Raw genomic sequence first — 24,590 nt, 5'->3', positions numbered from 1 at the left:
CACTCTCCTCAGCCCGGGCCGCTCTGATCCGTCGCGGTTCACCCGGCCGGGAATCCGGGGTACGAACTCGACCGGCCCGCGCGAAGTTCCTATACCCGCTGATTCACTATGTCTCGCGCGGGACGCGCGGGGGCCATGCCGGTGTGAACCGGATGGCCCGAGGAGTCGAAAGTGCGAACCCCCGTACTTGGTTTCGCCTCACACTGTTTGTTCGTCATCCGCTCGACCGGCACCCGGCAGTGCACCCTACTTCGGTGCCTGGAAGCCGCCGATCTTCTGCTCGAGCAGCTCGGCCAGCCGCAGCGGGGTGCGGTCCTCGAACATCGGACCGATGAGCTGCACTCCCACCGGCAGGCCCTCGGGTGAGCGGCCCGCGGGTATGGCGGTGGCGGGCAGGCCGGGCATGGTGGCCATACCGGCCCAGACGAGCTGGTCGAAGTACGGGTACTCGACGCCGTCGATGTCGATGTGCCGGTCCTCCAGACCTCCGTCGTGGTCGTGCGGGAACGCGGGAGTAGGCGTGATGGGGCACACCACGGCATCGAACGCGGCGAACAGCTGCCGCCAGCCGTGGCGGTGGAGTTCGCGACGGTTGTTCGCCTCGACCCAGTCGCGGTGGCTGAGCACCATGCCGCGCAGCCGCGCCGCATCGAGGCTCCGGTCGTCCGCGCTCAGTGCGGCGGCTTGGGTCCGCAGCTGTCGGTACACGTCGAGGGGAAGACCCGCGGCGGCGTTCGACAGCATCAGCTGCATATAAAGCGTCGCCGCTTCGATCGGATCAGGCAGCAGCGGGCTGTGCCGTTCGACGCAGGCGCCCTCGTCGACGAGGGCCTCGGCGACCCGGTTCACGCCCGCCCGCACCGCCGATCCGGTCGGAATGAGCGGATGTTCCTCGATGATCAGGACACGGAAGTCGGCCAGCCGTTCGTGGCGCGCGGGCGGCAGTGCGACGTCGTAGGCGACGCCGTAGGTCAGCGGGTCCGGTCCGGCCATCACGTCGAGCAGGAGCGTGAGGTCGCGGGCGGTGCGCGCCATCGGACCGACAACAGCGAGGTCGAGATCGACCGGCAATGCCGGCGCCGGCGGCGCGACCATACCGCGGGACGCCACCAGTCCGAGTGTCGGCTTGTGCGCGTAGATGCCGCAGAAATGCGCGGGGGTGCGCAGCGAACCGGCGAGGTCGGAGCCGATGGACAGCGCGCCGAATCCGGACGCCAGGGCCGCCGCGGAACCGCCGGACGACCCACCCGACGTGCGGCTGTGGTTCCACGGGTTGTTGGTGGTTCCGTAGATCTCGTTGAAGCTTTGGATATCTCGCAGCGTCAACGGCACATTGGTCTTTCCGAGCAGCACCGCGCCGGCGGCCTTCAGCCGCGACACCTGTACCGCGTCCTCGGCAGGCACATAATCCTTGTACTGCGGCATGCCCCAGGTCGTGGGCAGTCCGGCGATGTCGTAGGACTCCTTGACCGTCACCGGAATACCGAGCAGCGGCCGATCCTCGCCGCGGGCGCGCGCCTGGTCGGCAGCGCTTGCGGCGGCCCGCGCATTATCGAAATCCGGTACGCAGATCGCGTTGATCGCCTTGTCGTCGCGCTCGATACGCGCGATCGCCTCGTCGGTCAGTTCCACCGATGTCACTTCACCAGCATGCAAGGCGGCCGCGAGTTCTTCCACCGACTGAAAACTCCAATCCATGAATCCGACGGTATCGGCCTGCCGGACAGGACATAAAATGCCGCTTCGCGCAATGGAAAGTCGAGCGGACACCATGCACCGGTGAAGTCATGCGCTCGTTCTGCCATCGCCGGGAATTCCACCCCAGGTCACAGCGTCGGCAGCGGGCCAACTCCATGAGCGCGGGGCATAAGAATGCCGCGCCGGGCAACGGGATGTATGTCTCATATGCTCATCCGCGGTCAACGCGTTCGTAATCACTTCCGCCGACCTCTGGCCTAACGCACAAACCGACTGAGAGAAACCGCCGGAAAACACCGATACCGAGATTGGCCCGAGCGTCGCCGCGCCCAGGAAGAGCCCGGATCAGGCCCCTTCCGGTGATTCGGCCGTGCCGAGGCGGCGGATAAGGGCGCGGAGTTGAGTGCGATAGTACTCCTCGAATTCCGGTGACCCGGGAGTCTTTCCGGTGGCTCGCAGGGCGGCCTCGGGGAGCATCAGGGGCGCCAAAACCATGCTCATGACGGCCATGCGGACGAACGCGGGATCCAGCTCCGGGGCTATCTGGCCGCGCTCCTTTGCTCGGCGGAGGTTGGCCAGATCGGTGTCGATGACCGTGGCGTCGTCGATGTAGTCGGATTCGGTGCCGCCCCCGGTCAACCCGCGCCAGATGACCAGGCGGGCCGGGCGTGGGTCCGCCAGCGCGGCGGTGAGGTAACGGGCGGCGGTCTCGTCGAGGGGGAGTGCCGGATCGGCACGCTCGGCCTCGGCCTCCGGCCAGTGCCGTTGAATCTCTTGATAGAGGTTTTCCTTGCCGCCGAAGTAGTAGGCGATGAGCTGTTTGTTCACCCCCGCGCGAGCGGCGATGTCCTGGACCCGCGCACCGTCGAAGCCCTTTGCGGAGAACTCATCCAGGGCCGCATCGAGCAGAGCCTGACGGGAGCGCTCCGCGTCGCGGCGGCGCTCGTCCGCGCTGGGGGCGCGGCGCGGACGGCGGGCCGGGACTTCGGGCGTCGGATCCGTGCTGCGGGCCATGCGAACAGGTTACGCGTTCGGGTGACTGGTTCAACCAGTCGGATGCATTGTCATCCAATTGGTTGACAGAGTTTCCCGTGTGGATGACACTGCGAAGGTGACTGCTTCCAACGTTTCCGACGGCGTGACCACCGGGCTGAGCCCGCAGGCACGTCGGGCCGTGGTCGTCGTATTGGTCGGCGCGGTGCTCGCCTTCCTCGACGCCACGATCGTCAATGTCGCTCTGCACTCCCTGGCTACGGCCCTGGACGCGTCGCTGGACGCCATCCAGTGGGTCGTCACGGCTTATCTCCTGGTGCAGGTGGCGGTGCTGCCCGCAAGCGGCTGGGCCGCCCGAAAGATCGGGCCCAAGCGGCTCTATATGAGCACGCTCGGCCTGTTCACCGTCGCCTCGATCGCCTGCGGACTCGCGGACTCGGTGGGTACCCTGATCGTCGCCCGCGTCGCGCAGGGATTCGGTGCGGGGCTGATGATTCCCGTCGGGCAGTTGATCCTGATCGCCAGCGCTGGGCAGCGCGGCATGGCGCGAGCCATGGTGGCGGCGGGACTGCCGATGGTGCTGACACCCGTCATCGGGCCGACCATCGGCGGACTGTTGTTGCAATACGCGGGCTGGCAGTGGATCTTCCTGATCAACGTGCCATTCGGCGTGCTGGGCCTGGTGCTGGCGTGGCGACTGCTCCAGCCCGACGAGCCGACCGAAGCCGCGGGTCCGTTGGATGTCGTTGGAGTGGTGTTGATTTCACTCGGAACAGTGGGCGTCACTTTCGGATCGGCTCGCGCCGCAGTCCGGAATGTGACCGATCCGCAGGTGCTGGTTCCGGTCCTGGCCGGCGTCGCCGTCATCGGCCTTTTCGTCGCGCACGCGACGCGATCCGCGCATCCTGTTCTCGATCTGCGGCTGTGGCGGGATCCGCTGTTCCGTGCTGGTGCGGTCACGACGCTGGTGCTGGGCGCGGTGACCTTCGGGGCGATGGTGCTGCTGCCTCTGTATTTTCAGGTGATCCGAGATCAGGATGCCGCGCACACCGGAATGCTGCTGGCCCCGCAAGGGCTGGGAGCGGCCGTAGCCATGGGGCTGTCGGCACCCATGGTCGAGCGGCTCGGCGGGCTCACCAGCGTGATCGGTGCGGTGATCGGTGTCGTCGCCACGGTGCCGTTCCTGTTCGTTGCCTGCGACACGCCGTACTGGCTGCTGGCCGCCGCGATGATCGTGCGTGGCCTCGGCATCGGACTGGCCGCGACACCTGCCATGACGGTGGCGCTGCGCAACCTCGGCCCGGCTCAGATGGCGGATGCCACACCTCAGCTCAATATCATGCAGCGCATCGGCGGATCCATCGGCACGGCCGTGTTCGTGGTGGTCCTGCAGCAGGGGCTGAGAGACAGCGGGATCCAGCACTCGGAGCAGGCGGAGGCGTTCGCGACCACTTTCACCTGGGTGCTGGGAGCCGCACTGGTCGCCATTATTCCCGCGGCCGCGTTGGCCGCACGGGGCGGACGCGTCGACGCGGCCGATGACTCTCTCGGCAACTGAAGCAGACGCCGACGGGTCAGCGGTTTTCGTCCCTCAGGCGCGCGTTGCCCCCGATCGTAAGGGGGGTGTTCTTGCTCGGTGACGCGGCCCACCTCACCCCGCCGTTCATCGGTCAGGGGATGGGCGCGGGACTAACATCGACTGCCCGGTCTCGCCCGTGTGATATCCAGCGGCGAGATACCACCACTGCGCCGCTCGGCGCTGGAGGCCGCTCCACTGCTACGGCGCGGCAGGGCGTCTGTTGCCCAATGATCGCCTCGAGGACGGGCGCCGCCTCGACGAGGTCACGGATAGACCTGCGCCACTGAGCATGACGATGCCACCGGAACTATGGATCAGGGACTAGCTGCGGCTGCGGCTGCGGGGGCAGGGGGTGGGAGACGAGCTTCTGCGCCGAACGCTTGTTCATGCCGAACATGCGCAGCACATGGAAGGTCATCTCGTCGGTCAGCGCGCCCGCATCGGCCCCGGGTTGGGCGTCCAGGAGTTGCAGCAGGCCCAGCAGCGCGCCGCCTGCGGCCATGACGGCCATGTCCGGGTCCATCGGCTCGAACCGGCCCGCCTCCTGGGCGGCGATGATGTCGCGGCGGGCACGCGGGGCCAGGCCCTCGTCCCGAAGCAGCACCGGCATGCCGGAATTCAGCAGCACCCGCACTATCTCCGGCGCCTGCCGCTGGAGACGGCCGGTCATCCGGAAACTCACCGCGAATACCTCGGCCGGGTCGTCGTACAGCTTCACGATCTCGTCGCGCATCTCGCTGTAGACCTGCAACACCGAGCGGACGGCTTCGTCGAACAGCTCTTCCTTGGAGGTGAAGTGGTTGTAGAACGAGCCGAATCCCACGTCGGCGGCGTCGGTGATCTCTTGGATGCTCACCGCCGAACGTCCTTCCGCCAGGAACTTCCGTGCCGCGCCCAGCAGTGCGTTGCGGGTGCGTTCCCGGCGGCGGTCGATGCGATTTCGCACCACGGGGTCGGCGGACATGGATCCCTCTTCCATCGGCGAATGTCACTGTAATCGTATCTGATGGCTCCATCAGATACGATTACAGTGGTGACGGCCTCCCGGCGGTGGTCCATGCGCCGAACGCCGGGTGTCCTGGATGCGCTCGCCCGGCGTGGCTCGCTATGGATGCCCACGGTGCGCTCGATCCGCCGTTTCGCTCGGATCGACGACGACGGCCTGCTGAAACTCGCTTACCTCAGCGTCTTCAGTGCCGCCGCGTCGTACGGCTTCAGCTCGTGGATCCGCCCCGCCAGGACCTTGGACGCCCACTCCGGGTCCTGGAGCAGGGCGCGACCGACGGCGACCAAGTCGAATTCTTCGCGCTCCAGGCGATCGAGGAGGTTGTCGAGGCTGCCGAGTTCGGCGCCCTCGCCGGTGAAGGCACGGAGGAAGTCACCGTCCAGGCCGACCGAGCCGACGGTGATGGTGGGCTTGCCGGTGAGCTTCTTGGTCCAGCCTGCCAGGTTCAGGTCCGAGCCGTCGAACTCCGGGAGCCAGTAGCGACGGGTGGAGGCGTGGAAGGCGTCTACGCCGGCTGCGGCGAGCGGAGCCAGGATCGCTTCCAGCTCCTGCGGCGTCTCGGCGAGCCGTGCATCGTAGGCCTCCTGCTTCCACTGCGAGTAACGGAAGATCACGGGGAAGCCGGGCGAGACGGCCGCACGAACAGCGGCCACGATCTCGGCGGCGAACGTTGTCCGGGCCGCGATGCCGCCGCCGTAGGCATCGTCACGGCGGTTCGTTCGCGCCCACAGGAACTGGTCGAGGAGATAACCGTGAGCGCCGTGCAGTTCGACGCCGTCGAAGCCGATGCGCTCGGCGTCCGCCGCGGCCTCGGCGAAGGCGCCGATGACGTCGTCCAGGTCACCCTGGGTCATCGCCTTACCGAGACCCTCGGTGCCGTCGACGCGAATACCGGAGGGGCCGACGGCGGGCGCATCGGGGTAGGGCGCGTCCCCCTGGTTGCGGACCATGCCGATGTGCCACAGCTGCGGCACGATGGTGCCGCCTGCCGCGTGAACGTCCTCGGCGACCTTCGCCCACCCCGCCAACTGCTCTTCACCGTGGAAGCGCGGCACACGGTCACTCTGCCCAGCGGACTCGTGGCCGACGTAGGTGCCCTCGGTGACGATCAGGCCCACGCCGGCGGCGGCGCGGCGGGCGTAGTACGACCGCACATCGTCACCGGGAACGCCGCCGGGGGAGAACATGCGCGTCATCGGCGCCATCACGATGCGGTTCGGGACGGTCAGGCCGTTCAGCGCGACGGGCCGCGAGAGGATCTCGGCTGTGCGCGAGGCGTCGGACGCGGTGACGATCACTGGGTACTCCTCGTTGCTACGACTTCGATGGTTGAGAACTTCAAGCAATGGCCACACACGCTAAGGGTAAATATTTGAGATAGTCAAGTTTCTGCGGATAGGCTGGTTGCCATGGCAGAAGCTCCCCGCGTCGACACGGCCCAGTTGATGGAGCTGCTCTCGGTGTCGCTCGGCGTCTACTACGGCGACTTCACCGTCGCGGCGGCGAGCGAGAACTTGACGGCGAGCCAGGGCAAGGCGCTGACCGTGCTGCGCCGAGGGCCCGTCGCGATGCGCGCCTTGGCCGAGACCTTGGCCTGCGACGCCTCCAACGTCACCGGGATCATCAACCGGCTGGAGAAGCGTGGCCTCGTGCGACGAGAGGCCAGCGAAGCCGACCGGCGCGTCACCAATCTCGTCATCACGCCCGAGGGCGAACAGATAACCGACACGATCCGGGCGAAAATGCGCGCCACCCAGGACGGCCTGAACAGGCTCAGCGACCAGGACCGCGACTGTCTGTACGAACTGTTGGAACGAGTTTTCGTCTCCCGGCTCGTCACCCGAGCGGACTCACCTGCGTCGGTCGCAGGTCGATAAGCGCCGACGACGCCGGCACACCGACCCGAAAGAGCTGTTCCAGGCCAACCGTGACCGACGTTGGCGGTCTCCGCCTGATTCTGGACGACGTAGACGCTCCCCCGAAGGGCAGCCTCTGGGGGAGTCGAACCGTGCATCAAGCGGAGCCGCGATTCCCAGGACATCCGCTGTAGATGTCCCAGCCACCACTGATCTTCTTCCCACCCGCACCGGCCGTCCACGTCGCCGTGCCGTCCCGCCCCCCGTCGTGGCGATACCAGTGCAGATCCCCGTTCGGCTTGATGCCGTAGATGACGCACATGGAGACGTGGTCGTTCGGGACTCCGGCGGCGTGCATCGCGGCCCGATAGCGCCACAAGGAAAGACCGTCGGCGCGGCTAGCTGCGCCCGGGTCACGGTGGTCGATCATGCACGCTGGATTGCCGCGGCCGGGCCCGGCGAACACGCCGTCGGGCCCGGCTGTGAAGTGTCCGTTTACATCAGCGTCCCGCCACACCAGGACATAGGATGGGCGCCGGGCGAGTATCTTCAGGAACCCGGCTCAACCTGGGGTTCGAATTTCGCAACGAGCCAGACTCTCTTGATTTCCCCTTCGGGATTTTCGAAGTACGGCTTCACTTCATCCTTGTCATCCAGGAAACCGCTGATGGTCACCAGGTATTCGGTGCCGTCGACGCGGACGATGTCGTTCTCGTGGACTACCGGCGGTCTCACCACATCGGCGACGTCGCCCGGCTGGTTGGGCGTCTCGTCGTGACGGAAACGCAGGGTGAACGTATGGTCGAATCCCTCGTCGTGGAAGTCGACGGTGACCTTCAAGAAAACCGAGAACTGACTGTGTGGCAAATGAATTCGACGGTTGTAGTGTGTGAATATGCCGAGCCGGAAGTTCTGGCCGTCGAGGCGCGCGTCGACATCGGTGAGGCCGGTGAAGTCGTAGCCGCTCTTCTCCTCGTCTTGGCTGCCGCCCCATCGGATACTCGATTTGATGCCCGCGCTCGACCTGACTCCGGGCTGTCGCAAACCCTCGAACTGCGACTCGTCCACGCTGACGCGCGTCCAAACACCTCTGGTGTCCACTTTTCCCATGACAGACATGCCCCCTTGTTTCCGGACCGATCGGCGAACTGCCTATCTACCGTGAGACACATCATCCCCCACAGAGGGCGACCTGTCATCGAAATCGGTTGTGCGACAGGAATAATTGGGTCGAGCTACTACTCGGAGATCTTCGATGGACCCATGCGCGCCGAAGACGGTGAAGGCAGGTTGGCGCGCATCTCAGGGGTGTCGTAGCCACTGGTCGAGGGCGTGCTCACCGACGAAGGTGAGTCGGACCATCTCGTTCGGCGACGTATTTGCGTAGGAGTGCTGCTGGGTGCGCATCGATCGCCAAGTCCAGTTCGTCGCGAACATCTTTCGGAGCCGTCTTCGAATGCTATGAGACCAAAAGGAACTACGGATCGGTTGCGCGGCCCGGCGTCGTGATATGTCGGCGGCGGCGTGGTGCGCGACGCGGATCGCGGCACGCCGCAGCCTGCGGCGCCCAGCGCAGAAGTGCTGGCGCCGCGGGGCAGCGGGATGGCCTTGGCCGCATATACGCGTTGTGCCGCTACGGAATTCCAGGGGTCGCCGGGTGCGGGCCGACGCAGCCGAGTATGAAACAACCCGGTGGCCAATTCGCGAACGGTGCGGACATGGGTTTACCCAGGCAGGACAGCGGGTTGCAACCTGGGTAGGCCATCGGGCCGATGCCGAGTGCGGCGAGTGTCGCGTCCGGGTTCGAGATCATCGGATCGGACAGTTGGACATCGGATTGCTGTTCGTAGGGCGCCGCAGCGGGTATGCGAGGGTCCCGGAAGGCGGCGCCGACCGCGCGCAGGACATCGTGCGGGAAGCTCAACGCGCTCCCCGGCACCGTGACACCGGTCCAACTGACCATCAATCCGAGGCTCGGCACCACGAAATTGTCCTGGCGCATCATTCCCGACATCTGCATCGCATCCGGCGGCAGTCCAGGAAAGTAGTTGCCGCAGTCCGGCCCGTTCACCACGAACAGGAAGCCATAGCATGGGTTCGTCGGGGCGGGCCGGCCTGCCTGCGCGAGATATTCCGCGGAAATGATCTGGTGACCGCCCCACTGGCCGCGATTGGTGAGCAGCAGTCCGAGCTTGGCGAAGTCGTCCGGTGGCAGCAGTAGATGCGCGTAACCGTAGGTGTTTCCACTGCGGTCCCGTCCCCAGAAGTAGTCGGTCGGCGGAATTCCCAACGGATCGAAGAGCTTTCGTTGCGCGTACGTCTGAAAGTCCTCATCGACCGCACGCTGGATGACGTACACGAGCAGATCGACAGCGCGCTGACTGTAGCGCCACTCGGTGCCCTGCTGTTGATCGATCGGCATCGCCAGCGCCTGCGCCACCACATTCGGGTCGATTTGCGCCAACCCGGTGATGCCCTCCGAGGCCACCGCTACCCGCATGCCGCTGGATTCGATGAGCAGATTCCGCACCGTGATCGCGCGATGTCCGGCATCACCGAGCTCGGGCGGCAGATAGGCGCCGATCGGGTCATCGAGCCGCAGCCGCTGCTCGTCGACCGCGATCCCGGCTACCATCGAAACCACACTCTTGGTGCTACTCCATAGATTCCACGGCACACCGGCGGCCCGCGCGGTGTTCGGGCCGGTCGCGATCAGGCAATTGTTCCGAAAGATCTGCAGCGTCGTGCGGGTCGAATCCGCCGCGAGCGCCACCGCCTGGCGCAGCGCGGGCGAATCGAGTCCGACCTCCTCCGGGGTCGCTGTTTCCGGTACTCGTCCACTGCTGACCGCGCAATGCCTCAGCCCGTCCGGTTCGGCATGCGCCGTCACCGGCGCACCGATCCCGAACATCGACATTGCCGCCGTAATAGCGACCACCGCAACACTTCTCATAGCTCGACCCACGCCGGCCTCCGCTCTCGACGAACTCCACCTGGCTCATCGCCCCCACCTCACCCCCGGTTACGGCCCTGCACGCCCCTACTTGCAGGGGCGGCCCCGCACCGGCCCGCATCCGCTGGTGGTCGCGGCTGTGGCGAATCATGTTGAAATCCGGCCGACACCGCAGGGTCGCGTTGGCGACTCTCGCCGGAGATGGGCATTGTCACCGAGGATGCGTGGGTCATTCGGCCGGCACGGTATCCGGCTCGATCCCAGTGGATCGCAGAGCGGCCACCTCGGCACGTAATGCTCTGATCTCTGCGACGAGTTCGGTGATCTCCCGATCGGTACTCTCCACATTCGCCTCGACGCTCTTCAGCTGATCCATCACCCAGCTGGTGGTGGTGCCGATTGCGAAACTGATCAGGCCGATGCCCAAGGTCATCAGGATCAGCGAGATCAAACGGCCTTCGGTGGTCACCGGATACACATCGCCGTAGCCGACGGTGGTCACCGACACCATCGACCACCACAGCGCGTCACCGAAATTGTGGATCTTGCTGTCGGCCGCCCCGTACTCGGCGTCGAAGAATGCCAGGCTGCACAGCAGCAGAAGCAGTAGCGAACTAGTTCCGACGAATACCGCGAGCCTGGCTCTGGTCGTCGTGTTCCGGTTCAGGGTGCCGATCACGAGCATGGCCGCCCGCAACAGCCGCAGGGGGCGAAGCGGCGGCAACACCACGATCAACAGGTCGACCGGGTGGGTACGCAGGAATCGCAACCGGTTCCCGGACAGCACCAACCGCACGGCGAAATCCAGCGCGAACGCCGCCCAGATCAGCACGTCGACCCGGGTGAGCCAGGCGTCCAGGCGAGGCGATGCCCCGGTATCGAGCACCTGCCAGGCATAGACGCAGAGAAACGCGACGGCCAGCACCATCAAGGGGATGCCGGTCGTCCGCTCCCAAAACTCTCTGCGGGTGCACTCGGAATGTGTTTCGGTCATCGGACTACCTGTGTCGCTGCGCAGCGGTGTCGGCGACACCGCGGGTTCGGCCGCCGAGTCCCGAAAGAGACCGGCCGTTCTCCAGCCGATTCTCACACGGAACCCAGGTCACCGTGCCTATCCCGGTCGTCATTCCAGCGACGAGTCGGCCGGCGCCATCCGCGACGGCCGCCGCCGGCGCGGATGGCGGTGATCGAGTCGCGCATATTTTCTTGCGCGGCGCTGAGCTGGGAGTTCGGTGAGCGGCTCAGGGCTTCGCCGAAAACAAGTCTGTTTGTTCGGGAATTGTCTCGGCATCCTGGCACGGCGATCCGGGGAAGGGAGATCCGACGATGACAATGCCGTCGCACGCAGCCGTGCCGCTGCATCTGGCCGGGAACAACGCGCCGGTCACCGAGGAATGCACCGTGGAACCAGCGGAGGTGATCGGAGAAATACCCGCAGACTTGAACGGAATGTTCGTGCGTAATGGTCCCAACCCACGGACCGGTTGGTCACCGCACTACTTCGCCGGGGACGGCATGGTCCATGCGGTCGCCTTGACGGAAGGACGCGCGCGCTGGTATCGCAACCGCTACGTGCGCACCCCGCTCTACCACCACCCGGGCCGATCGCGCTTCGAACTCGGCTTCGACCCGGCGACCGCGACGATGGATTACCGGGTCACCACGGCCAACACTCACGTCGTCAGCCACGCGGGCCGACTTCTGGCGCTCGAGGAAGGCGGCTTCCCCTACCAGCTCACGCCGGAACTGGAGACCGTCGGACCGTTCACCTTCGACGGCGCGCTGCGAACGCCGATGACCGCGCACCCCAAGATCTGTCCGGAATCCGGCGAGTTGCTGTTCTTCGGTTACCGACTGCGCCCGCCGTATCTGACCTACCACCGTGTGTCACCCTCCGGCGAGCTGCTCCGGACCCAGCCGATCGAACTTCCGCGCGCCACGATGATGCACGACTTCGCCGTGACCCGGCACCATGTGGTCTTCATGGACCTGCCGGTCGTGTTCGACCAGGTCACCGCAGCGTGGCGCTGGGACGACGGACATCACGCGCGGTTCGGGGTGATGGCCCGCGCCGGTGGCCCGGTCCGCTGGTTCGACATCGAACCCTGCTATGTGTGGCATACCCTCAACGCCTTCGAGGCCGACGGCGCCATCACCCTCACCGGTACGCGGGTGGCAGCATTGTGGCGGGACGGCAGCGACGATATCGGCGGCGGACTGCCCCGCCTGCACCAGTGGCGCCTGCTGCTTGCCGAGGGCACCGTCACCGAACAGCAGGTGGACGACGCGGTGGTCGAGTATCCGCGCGTCGCCGACAGCACGGTCGGGCTCCACCACCGCTTCGGTTACCTGGTCAGCTTCTCGCTCGAAGCCGAACCGAGCCACTCCCGCATCTACCGCTACGACTTCGCCGACGGCGCCTCACGGCGCACTCACCGACTGCCGGAAGGGCGTAGCTGTGGTGAGGCCGTATTCGTCCCGCGCGCCCAGGCGACGGACGAAAACGACGGATACCTGATGAGTTTCGCCCACGATCGTCTTCACGGAAACGGCTACCTCCTGATTCTGGACGCCGCCGACCTCGCCAGCCCTCCCATCGCCGAAGTCCACCTGCCCGTCCGAATCCCCACCGGCTTCCACGGCAGTTGGATCCCCTCTTGACTCCATCTCCAGCTGTTGCGCCGACCGCCCGCGCGGTCTCCTCCAATCCGTGTGTCGAGGCAGCGCGGCGCGCAGGTGTGCGGCCGATGCCGCGGTGTCCGGGGCCGCCGTCGCGGACGGCGGGGAGCGTTCGATGCTCTACTGGTCCGACAACGCGGGCGGAGGCTCCCCGACGCCGATCTCGCGGCGTCGCGGTCACCGTAGGTGCTGGCCGAAGAACGTGAATACCCTCTGCCACGCGTCCGCGGCGACCTTCTCGTTCTCGCCGAACCCGAAGACGCGCGCCACCGCCTGCACGGGAGTGCGGTCGGCGAAGCTGTGACCCGCGTCGGGGTAGGTCTTGACGTCGTGTGGAATCTTCTTCTGGGTCAACACTTCTTCGAGGCGCGGGCCGCTACCCCGGTTCATCGGATCGCGTCGGCCGAAGCTGGCGACTATGGGGCACGCGCCCTCGACGATTTCGGCGTACTTGCTCTGCAGGGGCGGTGGATAGAACGGCGCTGATGCGCCGAAGCCCTTCGTAGAGGCGACGAGGGCGAACCCGCCGCCCGAGCAGAATCCGGCGATGCCGACTGCACCGGTGCAGTCGGACCTTTCTGCCAAGCATTTTCGTGCCGCCGCGATGTCGTCGAAGGTGCGGCCTTCATAGGCCATGAGATCGTTGAACATCGAGCGCATACAGCGGATCATCCCGCCGCGGGAGTACAGGTTGGGCACGATCGCCAGATAGCCGTTGCCGGCGATGCGACGCGCGATCTCCCGGTGGGGGTCGCGGAGCCCAAGGGCGTCGTGGATGACGACCACGCCAGGCCAGGGTCCTTCGCCGGACGGGATTTCGAGCACCGCGTCGATGGTTCCGTTGAGCGTCTCGATGCTGATATCTGTCATGGCGCTCTGACTTCCTTCGGTGGGTCGGGGCGAGTTTGTCGGGACGTCGAGCGGTGGACATCCACACGGCCAGCTGAATGCGGTGTCGAGTCTGCTGCGCAAACTCCGATTATCCCAGTTCAGGAGCCTTTTCCAGGTCGACACGCCTGTGCTCGACGCAGCCGGTCGAACAGAAGCTACCTCACCGCCCGCACCATCGAACTCGAATTGAAACCAGCACTAAGTTATTGCGATCGTCGGCGCTTCCGGCTGTCGAACGTAGGGGTCCACCGCGGAAGGCAGGGGATGATGGGGCTATGGCAGTACCGACGCCGCCTCTGAACCGATACGGCCTGTGAATCCGATGGAGCGCGTCGAGCCGAATCGGGCGGTCGGGGGCTGGGAGGTCCGGCCGCCGAGAAATCTTTCCGGTGGCGCGGGAGGGGCAAATCGCCGGGGCGCGGAGACCTGGCGCTGGATTTCGGCGACGCGATCGCTCACGGCGTCAGGACGATGCGACCGAAAACCTCTCCGGCGTCCATCTTCCGATGCGCCAGCGCGGCCTGCTCCAGCGGCAGCAATTCGTGCACTACCGCATCCAGTTCCCCGCGAGCCGCGGCGGCGAACTGCTCGGCGCGGATCGCTCGCTGGGCGGTGTGGTCGATGGTGTCGGCGCTGAAGGTTGCGAAGGAGAGCGACTTCTGGAACGCCGTCATCATCGTCATACCGAAATCGGCCGGTGGATAGCCCGCGACGATCCCCACGACCACCATGCGGCCGTTCGGCGCGAGTTTGCCGAGGAACGACGGGACGGCGGCGCCGGCGACGATGTCGATGATGACGTCGTAGTCCGCGCCACCGGTCCCGGCGCGGTCCAACACTTGGACGGCGCCGAGGGCGCGGAGCCGATCGCCTCTCTCCGGCGAGGAGGTCGTGACCGCGACCGCGGCGGCGCCGGCGCGAGCGGCGAGCTGCACGGCCGAGATTCCGATACTGCCCCCCGCTCCGCGCACCAGCACCGACTCGCCTGCGGCGAAGCGGGCATGGGCGAGACCGAAGTGCGCCACGACTCCGGAGCTGCCCAGGGTGACCGCCGCGGCCGGAGACAGGTGCTCGGGCAGCGCGAGGATCTGCTCGACGGCGGCGACGGCATGTTCGACATATCCGCCGCCGACCCCGGTGAACGCCCACACCCGCCGCCCCACCCACGAGCGGTCGACACCCGCGCCGACCGCGGTCACGACCCCGGCGACCTCGCTGCCGGGGATGTGCCCTTCCCGGAAGCCGTAACCGCCGAGGGTGCCGCGCCGGATCACCGCGTCCACTCCACCGACGCCGATCGCCTCCGTGGTGACGAGCACCTGTCCTGCGGCGGGCGACGGGATGCGAATGTCGGCCACTGCCATGCCGTCAGGGCTTCCGAAGGTCCGGATCTCGATGGCTTTCACTGGCTCTCCTCGTCTCCCGTCAGCCCCCCGAGCCGACGCTAACGGACGCATGCGTCCGCTTAGCTAAAGTGAGAGCGGTGGCCGACCGTTTGCCTCACACTCTGCGTTCGGATGCCAGGGACAACCGCGAACGCATCCTGGACGCCGCGCGTGCTCTGTTCGCCGCCGAGGGAATGACCGTGCCGATGCGCGATATCGCCCGCCATGCCCGGGTCGGGCCCGCGACGCTGTACCGGCACTTTCCGACCAAGGAGATCCTGGCCACCGCCGCGTTCGCCGGTGAGATGCGCGCCTGCCGCGCCCTCGTCGAGCAAGGACTGTCCGACCCGGATCCCTGGCATGGCTTCTGCCAGTTCATCGAGAACATCTGTGCGCTGCACGCCGACAACCGCGCCTTCACCGAGGCGTTCACCTCGACCTTTCCCGACGCAATCGACTTCGCCGCCGAACGTGCCGCTGCGCTACGGGCGGTCGGCGAACTGGCCCGCCGCGCCGAGAAGACAGGGCAGCTGCGACCCGACTTCGCAGTCGCCGACCTGAGCCTCATGCTCATGGCACACCGAGGAATCCGGGCCGGCTCGCAAACCCGTGTGGCGGCCTCGCGGCGCTTCGCCGCGCTCATGATCCAGGCGTTCCGCGCCTCGCCTGAGAACGGTCCGCTGTCGGCAATGCCGCGTGCGCGGTAGGAGTCGCTTTCCGCCGCAACGCAACACCGCGGGACGGTGGCAGCCTACACACCCTCCGACTCCGGCACCTCTGCGGCAGCGGACGCATCCGTCGCCAGTGCTCGACACCGCTGTGCGCACCCATCGAACCGTCGATCGACGTGGATCAGCGAATGGCCGGCCTCACGAGAACGCGGCCCGGCACGGTTATTCAGTCGGCCGCGGTCAGCAGCGGCGCGAGTTGGCGCAGCGAGCCGAGATAGTCCGCATCCAATGCCTGCAGCGCAATGTGGTCGGCACCAGCCTTCAGATGCTCGACCAGTTGCCCGGTGACCTCGACGGGCGTGCCGTGCACCGTGAGCACATCGATGAGACGGTCACTGCCCGGTTTGGTCACATCGTCCTCGGAGAAGCCGAGACGCCGCAGGTTCGAGACGTAATTGCGCAGGCCGAGATACATGTCCACCATCTGCCTGCCGACTTCGCGCGCCCGCTGCGGATCGTCGTCGAGCACGAGCTTCTGCTCCGCGACCAGCAGCGCGGAGCCGAGGATCCGGCGCGCCCGCGCGGTGTGCTCCGGCGGAGCCAGATACGGCAGCGCGCCGGCGGTGCGCTCGCGCGAGAGTTCGAGCACCTTCGGCCCGAGGGCCGCCAGTGCGATCCGCTCCTTCGGCACCCCGGCCTTGTCGAGCTCGTCGAGGTACTCCACCAGCGCGTCGTACGGTTTCTGATACGGCTTGTTGGCCTCCGGGTGCCCCACGCCGATACCGAGCAGGAAGCGGCCGGGGAATCGCTGTTCGATCCGGTGGAACGATTCGGCGACCGTATTCGCCGGTGCCGTCCAGATATTCACGATGCTGGTGGCGACGATCAACGTCTCCGTCGCCTCGAGCAACGACTCGACCACCGGCAAGTCGGCGGGCGGCGACCCACCGAGCCACAGCGCGCTGTAACCGAGACCCTCGAGTTCGGCGGCATCCGCGGGAGCGAATCCCCGGTAGCCGCGCCATACGCCGTACCGTCCGAGACCGTCGATCGCCATAAACGTCCGAACCTTCCTTTTGCCTCCGCTGGTCAGCGACCCGCCGCTGAAGGTATACCGTTTCGCGTCCCGGCCCACGCGGGCGTGGATGCCGGCGGGCGAAGATTTCCTCAGGAAAACGATAACGGTGCGGACGACCGGCGCCTACGACCTGGGTGCAGTCCGACCACTCGGCCGTGTCCCTGGTCCCGCGCGACAGCTCTGGATGAGTTCCGGATGCCGGCTCGGGGACGATCCGTCCGGCGGTCGGGCTGTCGCACACGCCGAACACCGGTCACGGTTCGTGCTCGGCGGTCGGATCAGTGCGCAGTATCGCGTGTCGCTCGATCCGGCAGGATCCCCGCTTGGACGAGTTCCTCGTAGATTCGCTGCTGCTCATCGTCGAGATTCGAGTACAGCATGGTGTACGCCAGCTCTTCCTCGGCGAGCACCGCAACCGGATCCCAGTCGTCTCCGAGCGCCGCCAAGACGGCGCTGCGCCGTCGTGCCTCGTCCAGCGTGAGGTCGTAAGCGAAATTATGGTCGGCCATTCGGCATCTCCAACCAGGTTCTTTCCAAAATGAATGGACGACGATGCCCAACCACATCTTTTGGCGCAATGATCTGCATCACGTTCTGTGATATGTCTTCGTCACATTCGATGTCCGTACATGCGCTGGACGGCGGAGTAGAGCGAATGATCGGAAGCGTATTCGGCCAGCGATTGATCCAGGCCCCGAATCCCGCTACCCGGCGCCCTCGCAACTGGACGCAACGCAAGCGGGCGGGTCATCCGGCTGCGCCGGGGCCCGGCAGTGTGTCGATGTCCTCCGCGTGCATCGGCTCGCCGCAGTGGGCGCAGCGCAGGTCGACGTCGCTGATCCGGCCGCACGCGTGGTGGCGGTAGAGCACCGGCGGGCCTTCCTGGCCCGAGAGCCATCTGTCACCCCAGCGGGTCATGACCATGAGCAGGTCCACCAGCTCGAGACCCTTCTTCGTGAGGTGGTACTCGTAGCGTGGCCGCTGGTCGTAAGGACGCCGGACGAGCACCCCCTGATCGACGAGGTGGTTCAGCCGCTCGGTCAGGACCTTGCGGGAGATTCCCAGGTCGGCCTGGATCTGGTCGAACCGATTGAGCCCGACCCACACATCCCGCAGGACCAGCGGTGACCACGGCTCCCCGATGACGTCGAGCGTCCGCGCGATCGAGCACGCCATCCCGCTGAAGTTCGTGCGCTGCATGGAAACAGCTTACCCATTGGAGTTCCTTCAGGGAACTGAAGGTGCTACGGTTCTGAAGTCTCTTGAAGGAACTCAGAGAGGAATGTGGAGATGAGCAAGGTTTCCGACCGCCAAAACCTCGTCACCACCGGCATCGAGGACGCGATCGCGGCAGCCCGTGAGACCGCAGGCGACAAGGATGTCGCCCTCATGGGCGGCGGCGTCGTGACCGAGGCGTTGAAAGCGGGACTCGTCGACGAAGTGGTTCTGCATCAGGTGCCGGTCCTGCTCGGCGAGGGCAGGCCCTTCTTCCGGGCGCTGCCCGAGCAGGTGCGTCTGCGTCTGGTCGAAGCCGTTCCCGCGCCGGGAGTCACTCACCTCCACTACGAGATTCAGCGTTGACCCTTCGATATCGATACCGAGAACTCACGCCCAGGAGATGACAAGCATGCTCGACCCCGAAGTGCGCCGCGTGCTCGAAGGCACCTCGATCGCCCACCTCGCCAGCATCCTGCCCGACGGCGCACTCCACTCCGTCCCCGTCTGGACCGGCACCCACGGCGACCATATCGCGATCATCACCGGCCCCGGCTATCGCAAGACTCGCAACATGCGCCGCGACCCCCGGATCGCACTGTCCCTCACACCGGTCGACAACCCGCTCCGGCCGGTCGTCATCCGCGGCAGGGTCGTCGCATGGCTCGAAGGCGACGCCGCATGGGAGATCGTCGACCAAATCTCGACGAAATACACCGGCAACCCCTACTCGCGGCAAGAGGAGCGGTTCATCGCGCTCATCGAGCCGACCCGTCAAAGCATCGGCTGAAACCGCGGGGCTTCACCCCGGCCGGATGTCCCTACCGTCCATCGCATCGGGGTAGTCGGTGGTTGTACAGCCGTCAGGGCGCATCCAACACACTTGCCGGAACCCCGTAGGGCAGGAACCGCACCCGACGGCGATCATCGGTGTTGTCGCGATGGGCGCGCAAAGCCTCGAGTTCGCTCGGAAATACCTGCTCGACCTTGGCCTCGCCGATGTCGTCGACTCTGTAGATCACCCACACCCCGCTGCCGGTCTCCCCGGTGGTCTCGCCCTCGGGTTTCGGTGGACGTGGCTGTTGTGGCTGGACGAACTGACCGAGCAGCGACGCCAGTGAACCGACGGTCGCGTGATCTACGCGATCCAGGTATACACCGGCTTTCCCGAGCAGGTCGCGGAGCTCGGTGCCCGCCCCGCGCAGTGCGCGTTCGAAATCTTCCGGATCGATGCCGAAAGGCCCGTTGGTTGGCATCGCATGTGCTCCTGGGGACGAGTTGGGTGCTACGTCCTCAGTGTCCTCGCCGAACGCCGACTCCGCCACGTCGAACGGCTGCGGGTCCGGGTCGGGTGCCGTTCAGGGGCGGCTACCGCGGCATGACAGTTGTCATGCCCGACATGTGACGGTTGACAGATCCCGGACGGCTCTCGCGTTCGTAGATTCGATTCCTGTCCGGCCCGTTCTTACAGGAGTTGCCCACCATGATCGTCGACGACACCGTTTCCCCCGCCGCGCAGGTTGCCACTGGGCGTCCGGACCTGCGAAAACTGTTCGCCCCCGTGGCGCGCGACATCCTGGTGCCGATAGCGGCCTACTTCGTGCTGCACGCGCTCGGCTGCTCCGATTTCATGGCGCTGCTTGCCGGGGCGCTGGCCTCCGCGGCGACCGTGCTCGTGGAGGTGGCGCGGAATCGCCGGATCGACCTGTTCGCCGGAATGGTCTTGTGCGGCTTCGTGATCGGACTGATCGGGTCGCTGCTCAGTGGCGACGCCCGCACGCTCATGGTGCAACAATCCGTGGTGACCGCCGGTATCGGCGTCACAATCCTCATCGGCCTGTTCTTCGGCAAACCGCTGACCTACTACGCCGCCCGCCGCGTCATGGCGACCGGCGACCTGGCCGTCATCGAGCACACCTACCGCACCAATGCGCTGGCCCGCCGCACCCACGTCCGCCTCTCGGCATTGTGGGGCGTGGGACTGGTCGTCGAGGCCGCGACCCGGATCGTGTTGGTCTACCGGCTGTCGGTGCCCACCATGGCGTGGTTGTCCACGGTGCTGCTGACGGCCACGTTGACGGTGCTGGCGGTCGTCACCGTCCGGAGGGTCAAGCGGATGCGCAAGGCGCTCCGGGGGTGACCGGCGCGGCTCGGTGCGGCACCTTCGGCTGGTACGGATCCTTGGTGTCGTTACCGTCGTGTGCGGCGAACCTTCGAGCGTGCGACCAGTTCGGTGGTCACCGCGACCGCGGATGCTTGGGCCAGCAGCAGGCCGGTGAGCACCAGCATCTGTACCGCGGCGGCCTGAAGGGCCGAGCCGCTGGCGAGCAGCACACCGACGAAAGCGCCGGGCAGAGTGACCAATCCGACGGTGCGAGTCTGATCGACGCCCGGCAACAGCGCATCCCCGACGCTCGGGCGGACGACCTCGAGGCGTGCTTCGCGTTCGGTGAAGCCCAGACTCATCGCCGCCTCCACTTCACCCCACCGTTGTTCGACCGTGTCGAGGGCTCGACGGGCGGCGAGCGATGTCGCGGTCATCGTTCCGCCCAGCACGATTCCGCCGATCGGGACCAACGCCACACCGGTGAGTGGGACTACGCCGCTGATCAGCATCAGCGGCACCACCACCCCGATGCCCGCCCCGAGTGCGACGGTGAGCCACATTCCCGACCAGCCGGCCGAGGACCGCTGCGCGGCGGTCGCCACCGCGGCGGCAAACATGACGGCCAGGACGAGCACCGCGGACCAGAGCTGTGCCAGTGCCGCGGCCAGGACCAGCGCGACGATTCCGAGTTGTGCGGCGCCGCGGATCGCGGCGCGCGGAGCCACGGGAGCCGGTCCCAATCGCGCCACCCGATAGCACGCGGCTGTCAGGGCCACCATCACCACGCACAGCACCGCCAGTTCGACGCCGGGCTCTACGGTCGCGTGCACCCGCGCCCCTTTCGTCTTCGCTCACGGCACCGGATTCGTTGCCTACGCTGTTGCGATTGTGCCGCCGACCGGCCTGGATCACACGAGTAGGTGATGGCGACGCCGCAATTGGCGCATGGTGCTGCCGGTGGCGGCGACCGGCTGTGCTGTCATCGTCGTGGGGCTTCAGTCGATCTTGGCCATCACATGCTTGACGCGGGTGTAGTCCTCCAGCCCGTACATCGACAGATCCTTGCCGTGTCCGGACGACTTGAACCCGCCGTGCGGCATCTCGGCGACCAGCGCGGTGTGGGTGTTGATCCACACGGAGCCGAAGTCGAGCGCGGCCGACACGCGGAGCGCCCTCGACACATCCTTGGTCCACACCGAGGAGGCAAGCCCGTATTCGACGCCGTTGGCCCACCGGATCGCCTCGTCTTCGTCGGTGAACGACTGCACGGTGATCACCGGGCCGAAGATCTCGTTCTGGCTCATCCGGTCATCCTGCAACAACCCCCCGATGACCGTCGGCTCGACGTAATACCCGTGGTCGCCCTGCCGGTGTCCACCGGCCACGACCGAAGCGTGATCGGGTACCTCGTCGAGGAAGCCGAGCACCCGCTGTAGTTGGTCGGCGTTGTTGACCGGTGGCACCCAGGCATCCTCGTCATCGGCGGCTTTGCCGAAAGTGGTTGTCGCGCCGCAGGCCTGCTCGGCCAGCGCCGCGGTCAGATCGTCGGCCACAGAGCCGTGACCGAGCACTCGGGTGGCCGCCGTGCAATCCTGCCCGGCGTTGAAATAGCCCGCGGCCGCGATACCCTGGGCGGCAGCAGCGATATCGGCGTCGGGGAACACGATCACCGGCGCTTTGCCGCCCAACTCCAAATGCGTCCGCTTCAGGTGGCTCCCGGCCGACTCCGCGACCGCACGGCCCGCGGCCACCGAACCGGTGATCGATACCATCTTCGGAGTCGGATGCGCGACCACCGCCGCGCCGGTCGCCCGGTCACCGGTTACCACGTTGAGCACACCTGGCGGCAGGTGTTCGGAGGCCAGTTCGGCGAGCATCACCGTCGTCACCGGAGTGGTTTCGCTCGGCTTGATCACCACGGTATTGCCTGCCGCTATCGCGGGAACGAACTTCCAGATGGCCATCATCATCGGGTAATTCCACGGTGTCACCTGCCCGATGACGCCGATCGGCTCCCGGCGGATCCAGGATGTATGGCCCGCCAGGTACTCGCAGGCCGACTTGCCCTCGAGTACCCGTGCCGCTCCCGCGAAGAATCGGGTCTGGTCCAGCATCTGCGGGATCTCCGCGGCCGAGGTGATGTGGTTCGGCTTGCCGGTGTCGCGGCCCTCGGCCTCGACAAGCGCGTCGGCGGCATTCTCCAACTCGTCGGCGAAATCCAACAGCGCCTTCTGGCGTTGCGCCGGCGTCGTCCGCTTCCAGTCGCGGAACGCTCTGGCGGCCGCTGCGTACGCGTTGTCGATGTCCTGTTCGTCGGACACCGGGGCGGTACCGTACCGATCGCCGGTAGCGGGGTCGACCAGTGCCATCGTCGCACCACCGACCGAGTCGACGAGCTTGCCGTCGATGAAGTTCTGAACCACTGTCATGATGCCTCCTCGATCGCTCTGTTCTGTCGACGATTCGTTGGCGTGGGACGGTCGGTCGACTCGGCATCTGGTCGCCATCGTCGGGCTATCAATTATCGTCGATATTTGATTTATCGATATCGAATGAATTGATTTTACTCCTCTCGTGACTGCCGAGGACTATGCTGCTGGAGTCCTGCTTATCCGCGCCGAACAGCGTCATTTCATCCGATTGCGACGAATTCCGCCTCGCTAAGAATATTGTCGTTCCAGATGTCGGAAAAGTTGTGCACCGCCTTCACCCCCCCGCCGACCGGCGTTGCCGCCGCCCATCGGGATATCGAATCATGGCTCGTGGCCCGTCTGGCCACGAAGGCGGCGGCGAATTCGATTGGGTTGGTGGAATGCGGCGGCGATTCTGCGGCAGATGCAGATTCGTCGACGGGAAGTGCCCCAGGCGGCCCGGCGGGAAGGCGGATGGACATCGGGGCGGGAGCGCCCCGATGACGCAACGAGTTATCCGTTGTATTCGCTGACGACGTCGACGACCCAGACCACACCGAAACGGTCCCGCAGCATCCCGTAGGCGGTCGCCCAGCTCGCCGGGCCTATCGGAATCACCACGGTGGCGCCCGCGGTGAGTTTCTCCCAGTAGTCCGACACCTCGCCGACGGTCTCTCCGCGCACGGAGACAAAGAACCCGTTCTCTCCAGGGTGGTAGTCCATCGACGAGGGCACGTCGTAGGCCATGACGTGGAACCCGCTGTCGGCCTGTACCTGGCCCCACATGATCTGGTCGGCTTCGGACTCGTCACGGACAGCTCCGGCGTCTCCGTAGGTGACGACGGCGAGGTGGCCGCCGAAAACGGACTGGTAGAACGCCAGCGCGGCGCGGGCGTCACCGCGGAAGTTCAGGTGGGTGGTGGTTGTGAGGGACAAGGTTGCTCCTGATTCGGCTCGATGGCTGACGTGAGCAACATTCGCAAGGGTAGTGGCCAAGTTGTGTCCTCTACTTCGGGCAGGATGACAAACATGCCGAAAACTTCCGCGCGACTGCTGGCACTGCTGTCCCTGCTCCAGGCGCGCCGGGACTGGCCGGGAATGCTGCTGGCCCAGCGGCTGGAAGTCAGCCCGCGCACGGTGCGCCGTGACGTGGACCGGCTGCGCGAACTCGGCTATCCGATCGTCACCAGCAAAGGCCCGGACGGGGGATACCGGCTCGGCGCGGGTACACAACTGCCGCCGCTGCTGTTCGACGACGAGCAGGCCGTCGCCCTGGCCGTCGCACTGCAGATCGCCACCACCGCAGGCGCCGGTATCGAAGAATCCGCGGCGCGAGCGCTGACCACCATCCGTCAGGTCATGCCCGCGCGGCTACGCCACCGCATGGACACTCTTCGGATCACCGCTGTCGCACCGCCCGCCGACCAGTCCGCACCCGAGGTTGGCACGGAGGTTCTCACGGCGATCGGCGCCGCCATCAATGCCCGCGAAGTACTGCGTTTCGACTACAACGGCGCGGCCGCACCGCTTGCCGCCGCGCACCCCCCGCGTCGAGTGCAGCCCCACCATCTCGTCACGTGGGGAGGGCGCTGGTACCTCGTGGCGTGGGACCTCGACCGTGACGACTGGCGGACGTTCCGAGCAGACCGGATCACCCCGCGCATCCCCACCGGCCCCCGCTTCGTTCCGCGCGAACTTCCTGCGGGAGATGTGGCCACCTTCGTGAGCAGCAGTTTTCGCGGTTCGGACGCGAACGGCGGATGGCCCTGCCGCGGTGCGGTCATCCTGCACCTGCCCGCCACCGCGGTCGCACCGTTCCTCCACGACGGAGTGGTCGAGGCGCTCGGTCCCGACCGCTGCCGAATCGTCCTGGGCTCGTGGTCGTGGCCCGCGCTCGCAAGCTCTCTCGGCAGGTTCGACGCTGACATCGAGGTCATCGGCCCGCCCGAACTCACCGCCGCTTTCGCCCACCTGGCCCGCCGCTACACCGACGCAGCGAACAGCGGACCCGGCCGGCAGGTGTGCGGGTGAGTCGTTGTCCGGCGGCGCACTCGAATCAGCACGGAAC

At 66.4% G+C, this 24,590-nt stretch carries 26 protein-coding genes and 1 pseudogene; 9 read left to right on the top strand and 18 right to left on the bottom strand.

Going from position 1 to position 24,590, the window contains the following annotated elements; translation table 11 throughout:
* Window positions 1-246: 246 nt before the first annotated feature.
* Window positions 247-1,773 carry an amidase gene (locus ABZW96_RS13530; RefSeq protein WP_355074318.1) on the bottom strand — a complete coding sequence of 509 codons (1,527 nt, stop codon included), beginning with the start codon at window positions 1,771-1,773 and terminating at the stop codon, window positions 247-249.
* Window positions 1,774-2,043: 270 nt separating this feature from the next.
* Window positions 2,044-2,712, bottom strand: coding sequence for a TetR family transcriptional regulator (locus ABZW96_RS13525; protein WP_355074317.1), 669 nt, complete (start codon window positions 2,710-2,712; stop codon window positions 2,044-2,046).
* A 97-nt stretch (window positions 2,713-2,809) separates the two neighbouring features.
* Here ABZW96_RS13525 and ABZW96_RS13520 point away from each other — a divergent pair, with 97 nt between their 5' ends.
* Together ABZW96_RS13520 and ABZW96_RS13515 are read left to right on the top strand one after the other, a co-directional pair.
* Window positions 2,810-4,249: an MDR family MFS transporter gene (locus tag ABZW96_RS13520; protein ID WP_355074315.1), complete on the top strand. Its 1,440-nt coding sequence runs from the start codon at window positions 2,810-2,812 to the stop codon at window positions 4,247-4,249.
* 59 nt (window positions 4,250-4,308) lie between these two features.
* Window positions 4,309-4,383: pseudogene (locus ABZW96_RS13515) on the top strand (FAD-dependent monooxygenase); the annotation flags it as partial.
* A gap of 194 nt (window positions 4,384-4,577) precedes the next feature.
* Here the strand turns inward: ABZW96_RS13515 and ABZW96_RS13510 are convergent.
* Window positions 4,578-5,234 carry a helix-turn-helix domain-containing protein gene (locus tag ABZW96_RS13510; protein WP_355074313.1) on the bottom strand — a complete coding sequence of 219 codons (657 nt, stop codon included), beginning with the start codon at window positions 5,232-5,234 and terminating at the stop codon, window positions 4,578-4,580.
* Between the two features lie 212 nt (window positions 5,235-5,446).
* Window positions 5,447-6,574 carry an NADH:flavin oxidoreductase gene (locus tag ABZW96_RS13505; RefSeq protein ID WP_355074311.1) on the bottom strand — a complete coding sequence of 376 codons (1,128 nt, stop codon included), beginning with the start codon at window positions 6,572-6,574 and terminating at the stop codon, window positions 5,447-5,449.
* 111 nt (window positions 6,575-6,685) lie between these two features.
* Between ABZW96_RS13505 and ABZW96_RS13500 the strand changes: the two genes are divergently transcribed.
* The gene (locus ABZW96_RS13500; RefSeq protein ID WP_355074309.1) at window positions 6,686-7,153 is read left to right on the top strand and encodes a MarR family transcriptional regulator; all 468 of its coding nucleotides are present in this window, start codon (window positions 6,686-6,688) and stop codon (window positions 7,151-7,153) included.
* A 136-nt stretch (window positions 7,154-7,289) separates the two neighbouring features.
* On the opposite strand, the gene ABZW96_RS13495 is transcribed toward ABZW96_RS13500, so the two are convergent.
* From ABZW96_RS13495 to ABZW96_RS13480, 4 genes are all read right to left on the bottom strand, one after another.
* Window positions 7,290-7,562 carry a hypothetical protein gene (locus tag ABZW96_RS13495; protein ID WP_355074307.1) on the bottom strand — a complete coding sequence of 91 codons (273 nt, stop codon included), beginning with the start codon at window positions 7,560-7,562 and terminating at the stop codon, window positions 7,290-7,292.
* Window positions 7,563-7,681: 119 nt separating this feature from the next.
* Window positions 7,682-8,242, bottom strand: coding sequence for a choice-of-anchor K domain-containing protein (locus ABZW96_RS13490; RefSeq protein WP_355074305.1), 561 nt, complete (start codon window positions 8,240-8,242; stop codon window positions 7,682-7,684).
* A 523-nt stretch (window positions 8,243-8,765) separates the two neighbouring features.
* On the bottom strand, window positions 8,766-10,049 hold the full coding sequence (locus tag ABZW96_RS13485; RefSeq protein WP_355074304.1) for a serine hydrolase: 1,284 nt from the start codon (window positions 10,047-10,049) through the stop codon (window positions 8,766-8,768).
* Between the two features lie 265 nt (window positions 10,050-10,314).
* Entirely contained in the window at window positions 10,315-11,079 is a 765-nt protein-coding gene (locus ABZW96_RS13480) for a potassium channel family protein (RefSeq protein WP_355074302.1), read from the bottom strand.
* 332 nt (window positions 11,080-11,411) lie between these two features.
* On the opposite strand from ABZW96_RS13480, the gene ABZW96_RS13475 reads away from it, so the two are divergent.
* Window positions 11,412-12,746 (top strand): carotenoid oxygenase family protein, encoded by a 1,335-nt coding sequence (locus ABZW96_RS13475; protein WP_355074300.1) that lies wholly within the window; start codon window positions 11,412-11,414, stop codon window positions 12,744-12,746.
* 195 nt (window positions 12,747-12,941) lie between these two features.
* Here ABZW96_RS13475 and ABZW96_RS13470 read toward each other — a convergent pair whose 3' ends face one another.
* Both ABZW96_RS13470 and ABZW96_RS13465 read right to left on the bottom strand, forming a co-directional pair.
* On the bottom strand, window positions 12,942-13,634 hold the full coding sequence (locus ABZW96_RS13470) for a dienelactone hydrolase family protein (protein ID WP_355074298.1): 693 nt from the start codon (window positions 13,632-13,634) through the stop codon (window positions 12,942-12,944).
* A gap of 476 nt (window positions 13,635-14,110) precedes the next feature.
* A complete protein-coding gene (locus tag ABZW96_RS13465; protein ID WP_355074296.1) occupies window positions 14,111-15,061 on the bottom strand; it encodes a zinc-binding dehydrogenase in 951 nt (316 codons plus the stop codon).
* A gap of 77 nt (window positions 15,062-15,138) precedes the next feature.
* Between ABZW96_RS13465 and ABZW96_RS13460 the strand changes: the two genes are divergently transcribed.
* The gene (locus tag ABZW96_RS13460; protein WP_355074295.1) at window positions 15,139-15,747 is read left to right on the top strand and encodes a helix-turn-helix domain-containing protein; all 609 of its coding nucleotides are present in this window, start codon (window positions 15,139-15,141) and stop codon (window positions 15,745-15,747) included.
* Between the two features lie 190 nt (window positions 15,748-15,937).
* On the opposite strand, the gene ABZW96_RS13455 is transcribed toward ABZW96_RS13460, so the two are convergent.
* From ABZW96_RS13455 to ABZW96_RS13445, 3 genes are all read right to left on the bottom strand, one after another.
* On the bottom strand, window positions 15,938-16,768 hold the full coding sequence (locus tag ABZW96_RS13455) for an LLM class F420-dependent oxidoreductase (protein ID WP_355074294.1): 831 nt from the start codon (window positions 16,766-16,768) through the stop codon (window positions 15,938-15,940).
* Between the two features lie 299 nt (window positions 16,769-17,067).
* Window positions 17,068-17,298 carry a DUF6400 family protein gene (locus tag ABZW96_RS13450; protein WP_355074292.1) on the bottom strand — a complete coding sequence of 77 codons (231 nt, stop codon included), beginning with the start codon at window positions 17,296-17,298 and terminating at the stop codon, window positions 17,068-17,070.
* Window positions 17,299-17,536: 238 nt separating this feature from the next.
* The gene (locus ABZW96_RS13445) at window positions 17,537-17,989 is read right to left on the bottom strand and encodes a helix-turn-helix domain-containing protein (protein WP_355074290.1); all 453 of its coding nucleotides are present in this window, start codon (window positions 17,987-17,989) and stop codon (window positions 17,537-17,539) included.
* Window positions 17,990-18,079: 90 nt separating this feature from the next.
* Here ABZW96_RS13445 and ABZW96_RS13440 point away from each other — a divergent pair, with 90 nt between their 5' ends.
* The gene (locus tag ABZW96_RS13440; protein ID WP_355074288.1) at window positions 18,080-18,370 is read left to right on the top strand and encodes a dihydrofolate reductase family protein; all 291 of its coding nucleotides are present in this window, start codon (window positions 18,080-18,082) and stop codon (window positions 18,368-18,370) included.
* Window positions 18,371-18,416: 46 nt separating this feature from the next.
* Window positions 18,417-18,794: a TIGR03618 family F420-dependent PPOX class oxidoreductase gene (locus tag ABZW96_RS13435; protein ID WP_355074286.1), complete on the top strand. Its 378-nt coding sequence runs from the start codon at window positions 18,417-18,419 to the stop codon at window positions 18,792-18,794.
* Between the two features lie 73 nt (window positions 18,795-18,867).
* On the opposite strand, the gene ABZW96_RS13430 is transcribed toward ABZW96_RS13435, so the two are convergent.
* On the bottom strand, window positions 18,868-19,260 hold the full coding sequence (locus ABZW96_RS13430; protein ID WP_355074285.1) for a hypothetical protein: 393 nt from the start codon (window positions 19,258-19,260) through the stop codon (window positions 18,868-18,870).
* A gap of 227 nt (window positions 19,261-19,487) precedes the next feature.
* Here ABZW96_RS13430 and ABZW96_RS13425 point away from each other — a divergent pair, with 227 nt between their 5' ends.
* Window positions 19,488-20,144, top strand: a complete 657-nt coding sequence (locus tag ABZW96_RS13425; RefSeq protein WP_355074284.1) for a VC0807 family protein — start codon at window positions 19,488-19,490, stop codon at window positions 20,142-20,144.
* Window positions 20,145-20,194: 50 nt separating this feature from the next.
* Here ABZW96_RS13425 and ABZW96_RS13420 read toward each other — a convergent pair whose 3' ends face one another.
* The 4 genes from ABZW96_RS13420 to ABZW96_RS13405 all read right to left on the bottom strand — a co-directional run bounded on the left by ABZW96_RS13420 (window position 20,195) and on the right by ABZW96_RS13405 (window position 23,458).
* Entirely contained in the window at window positions 20,195-20,941 is a 747-nt protein-coding gene (locus tag ABZW96_RS13420; protein WP_355074283.1) for an ABC transporter permease, read from the bottom strand.
* Between the two features lie 165 nt (window positions 20,942-21,106).
* Window positions 21,107-22,540, bottom strand: coding sequence for an aminobutyraldehyde dehydrogenase (locus tag ABZW96_RS13415; RefSeq protein ID WP_355074281.1), 1,434 nt, complete (start codon window positions 22,538-22,540; stop codon window positions 21,107-21,109).
* 203 nt (window positions 22,541-22,743) lie between these two features.
* A complete protein-coding gene (locus tag ABZW96_RS13410; RefSeq protein ID WP_355074280.1) occupies window positions 22,744-23,004 on the bottom strand; it encodes a hypothetical protein in 261 nt (86 codons plus the stop codon).
* Window positions 23,005-23,035: 31 nt separating this feature from the next.
* Window positions 23,036-23,458 (bottom strand): VOC family protein, encoded by a 423-nt coding sequence (locus ABZW96_RS13405; RefSeq protein ID WP_355074278.1) that lies wholly within the window; start codon window positions 23,456-23,458, stop codon window positions 23,036-23,038.
* Between the two features lie 93 nt (window positions 23,459-23,551).
* Between ABZW96_RS13405 and ABZW96_RS13400 the strand changes: the two genes are divergently transcribed.
* Window positions 23,552-24,553, top strand: coding sequence for a transcriptional regulator (locus ABZW96_RS13400; RefSeq protein WP_355074276.1), 1,002 nt, complete (start codon window positions 23,552-23,554; stop codon window positions 24,551-24,553).
* The last annotated feature ends 37 nt before the right edge of the window (window positions 24,554-24,590 follow it).

The organism is Nocardia sp. NPDC004168, assembly GCF_040610355.1.
Classification (GTDB): domain Bacteria; phylum Actinomycetota; class Actinomycetes; order Mycobacteriales; family Mycobacteriaceae; genus Nocardia; species Nocardia sichangensis.
Note: the sequence above shows the minus strand (reverse complement) of the source record. Positions and strands in the feature narration are given on the sequence as shown.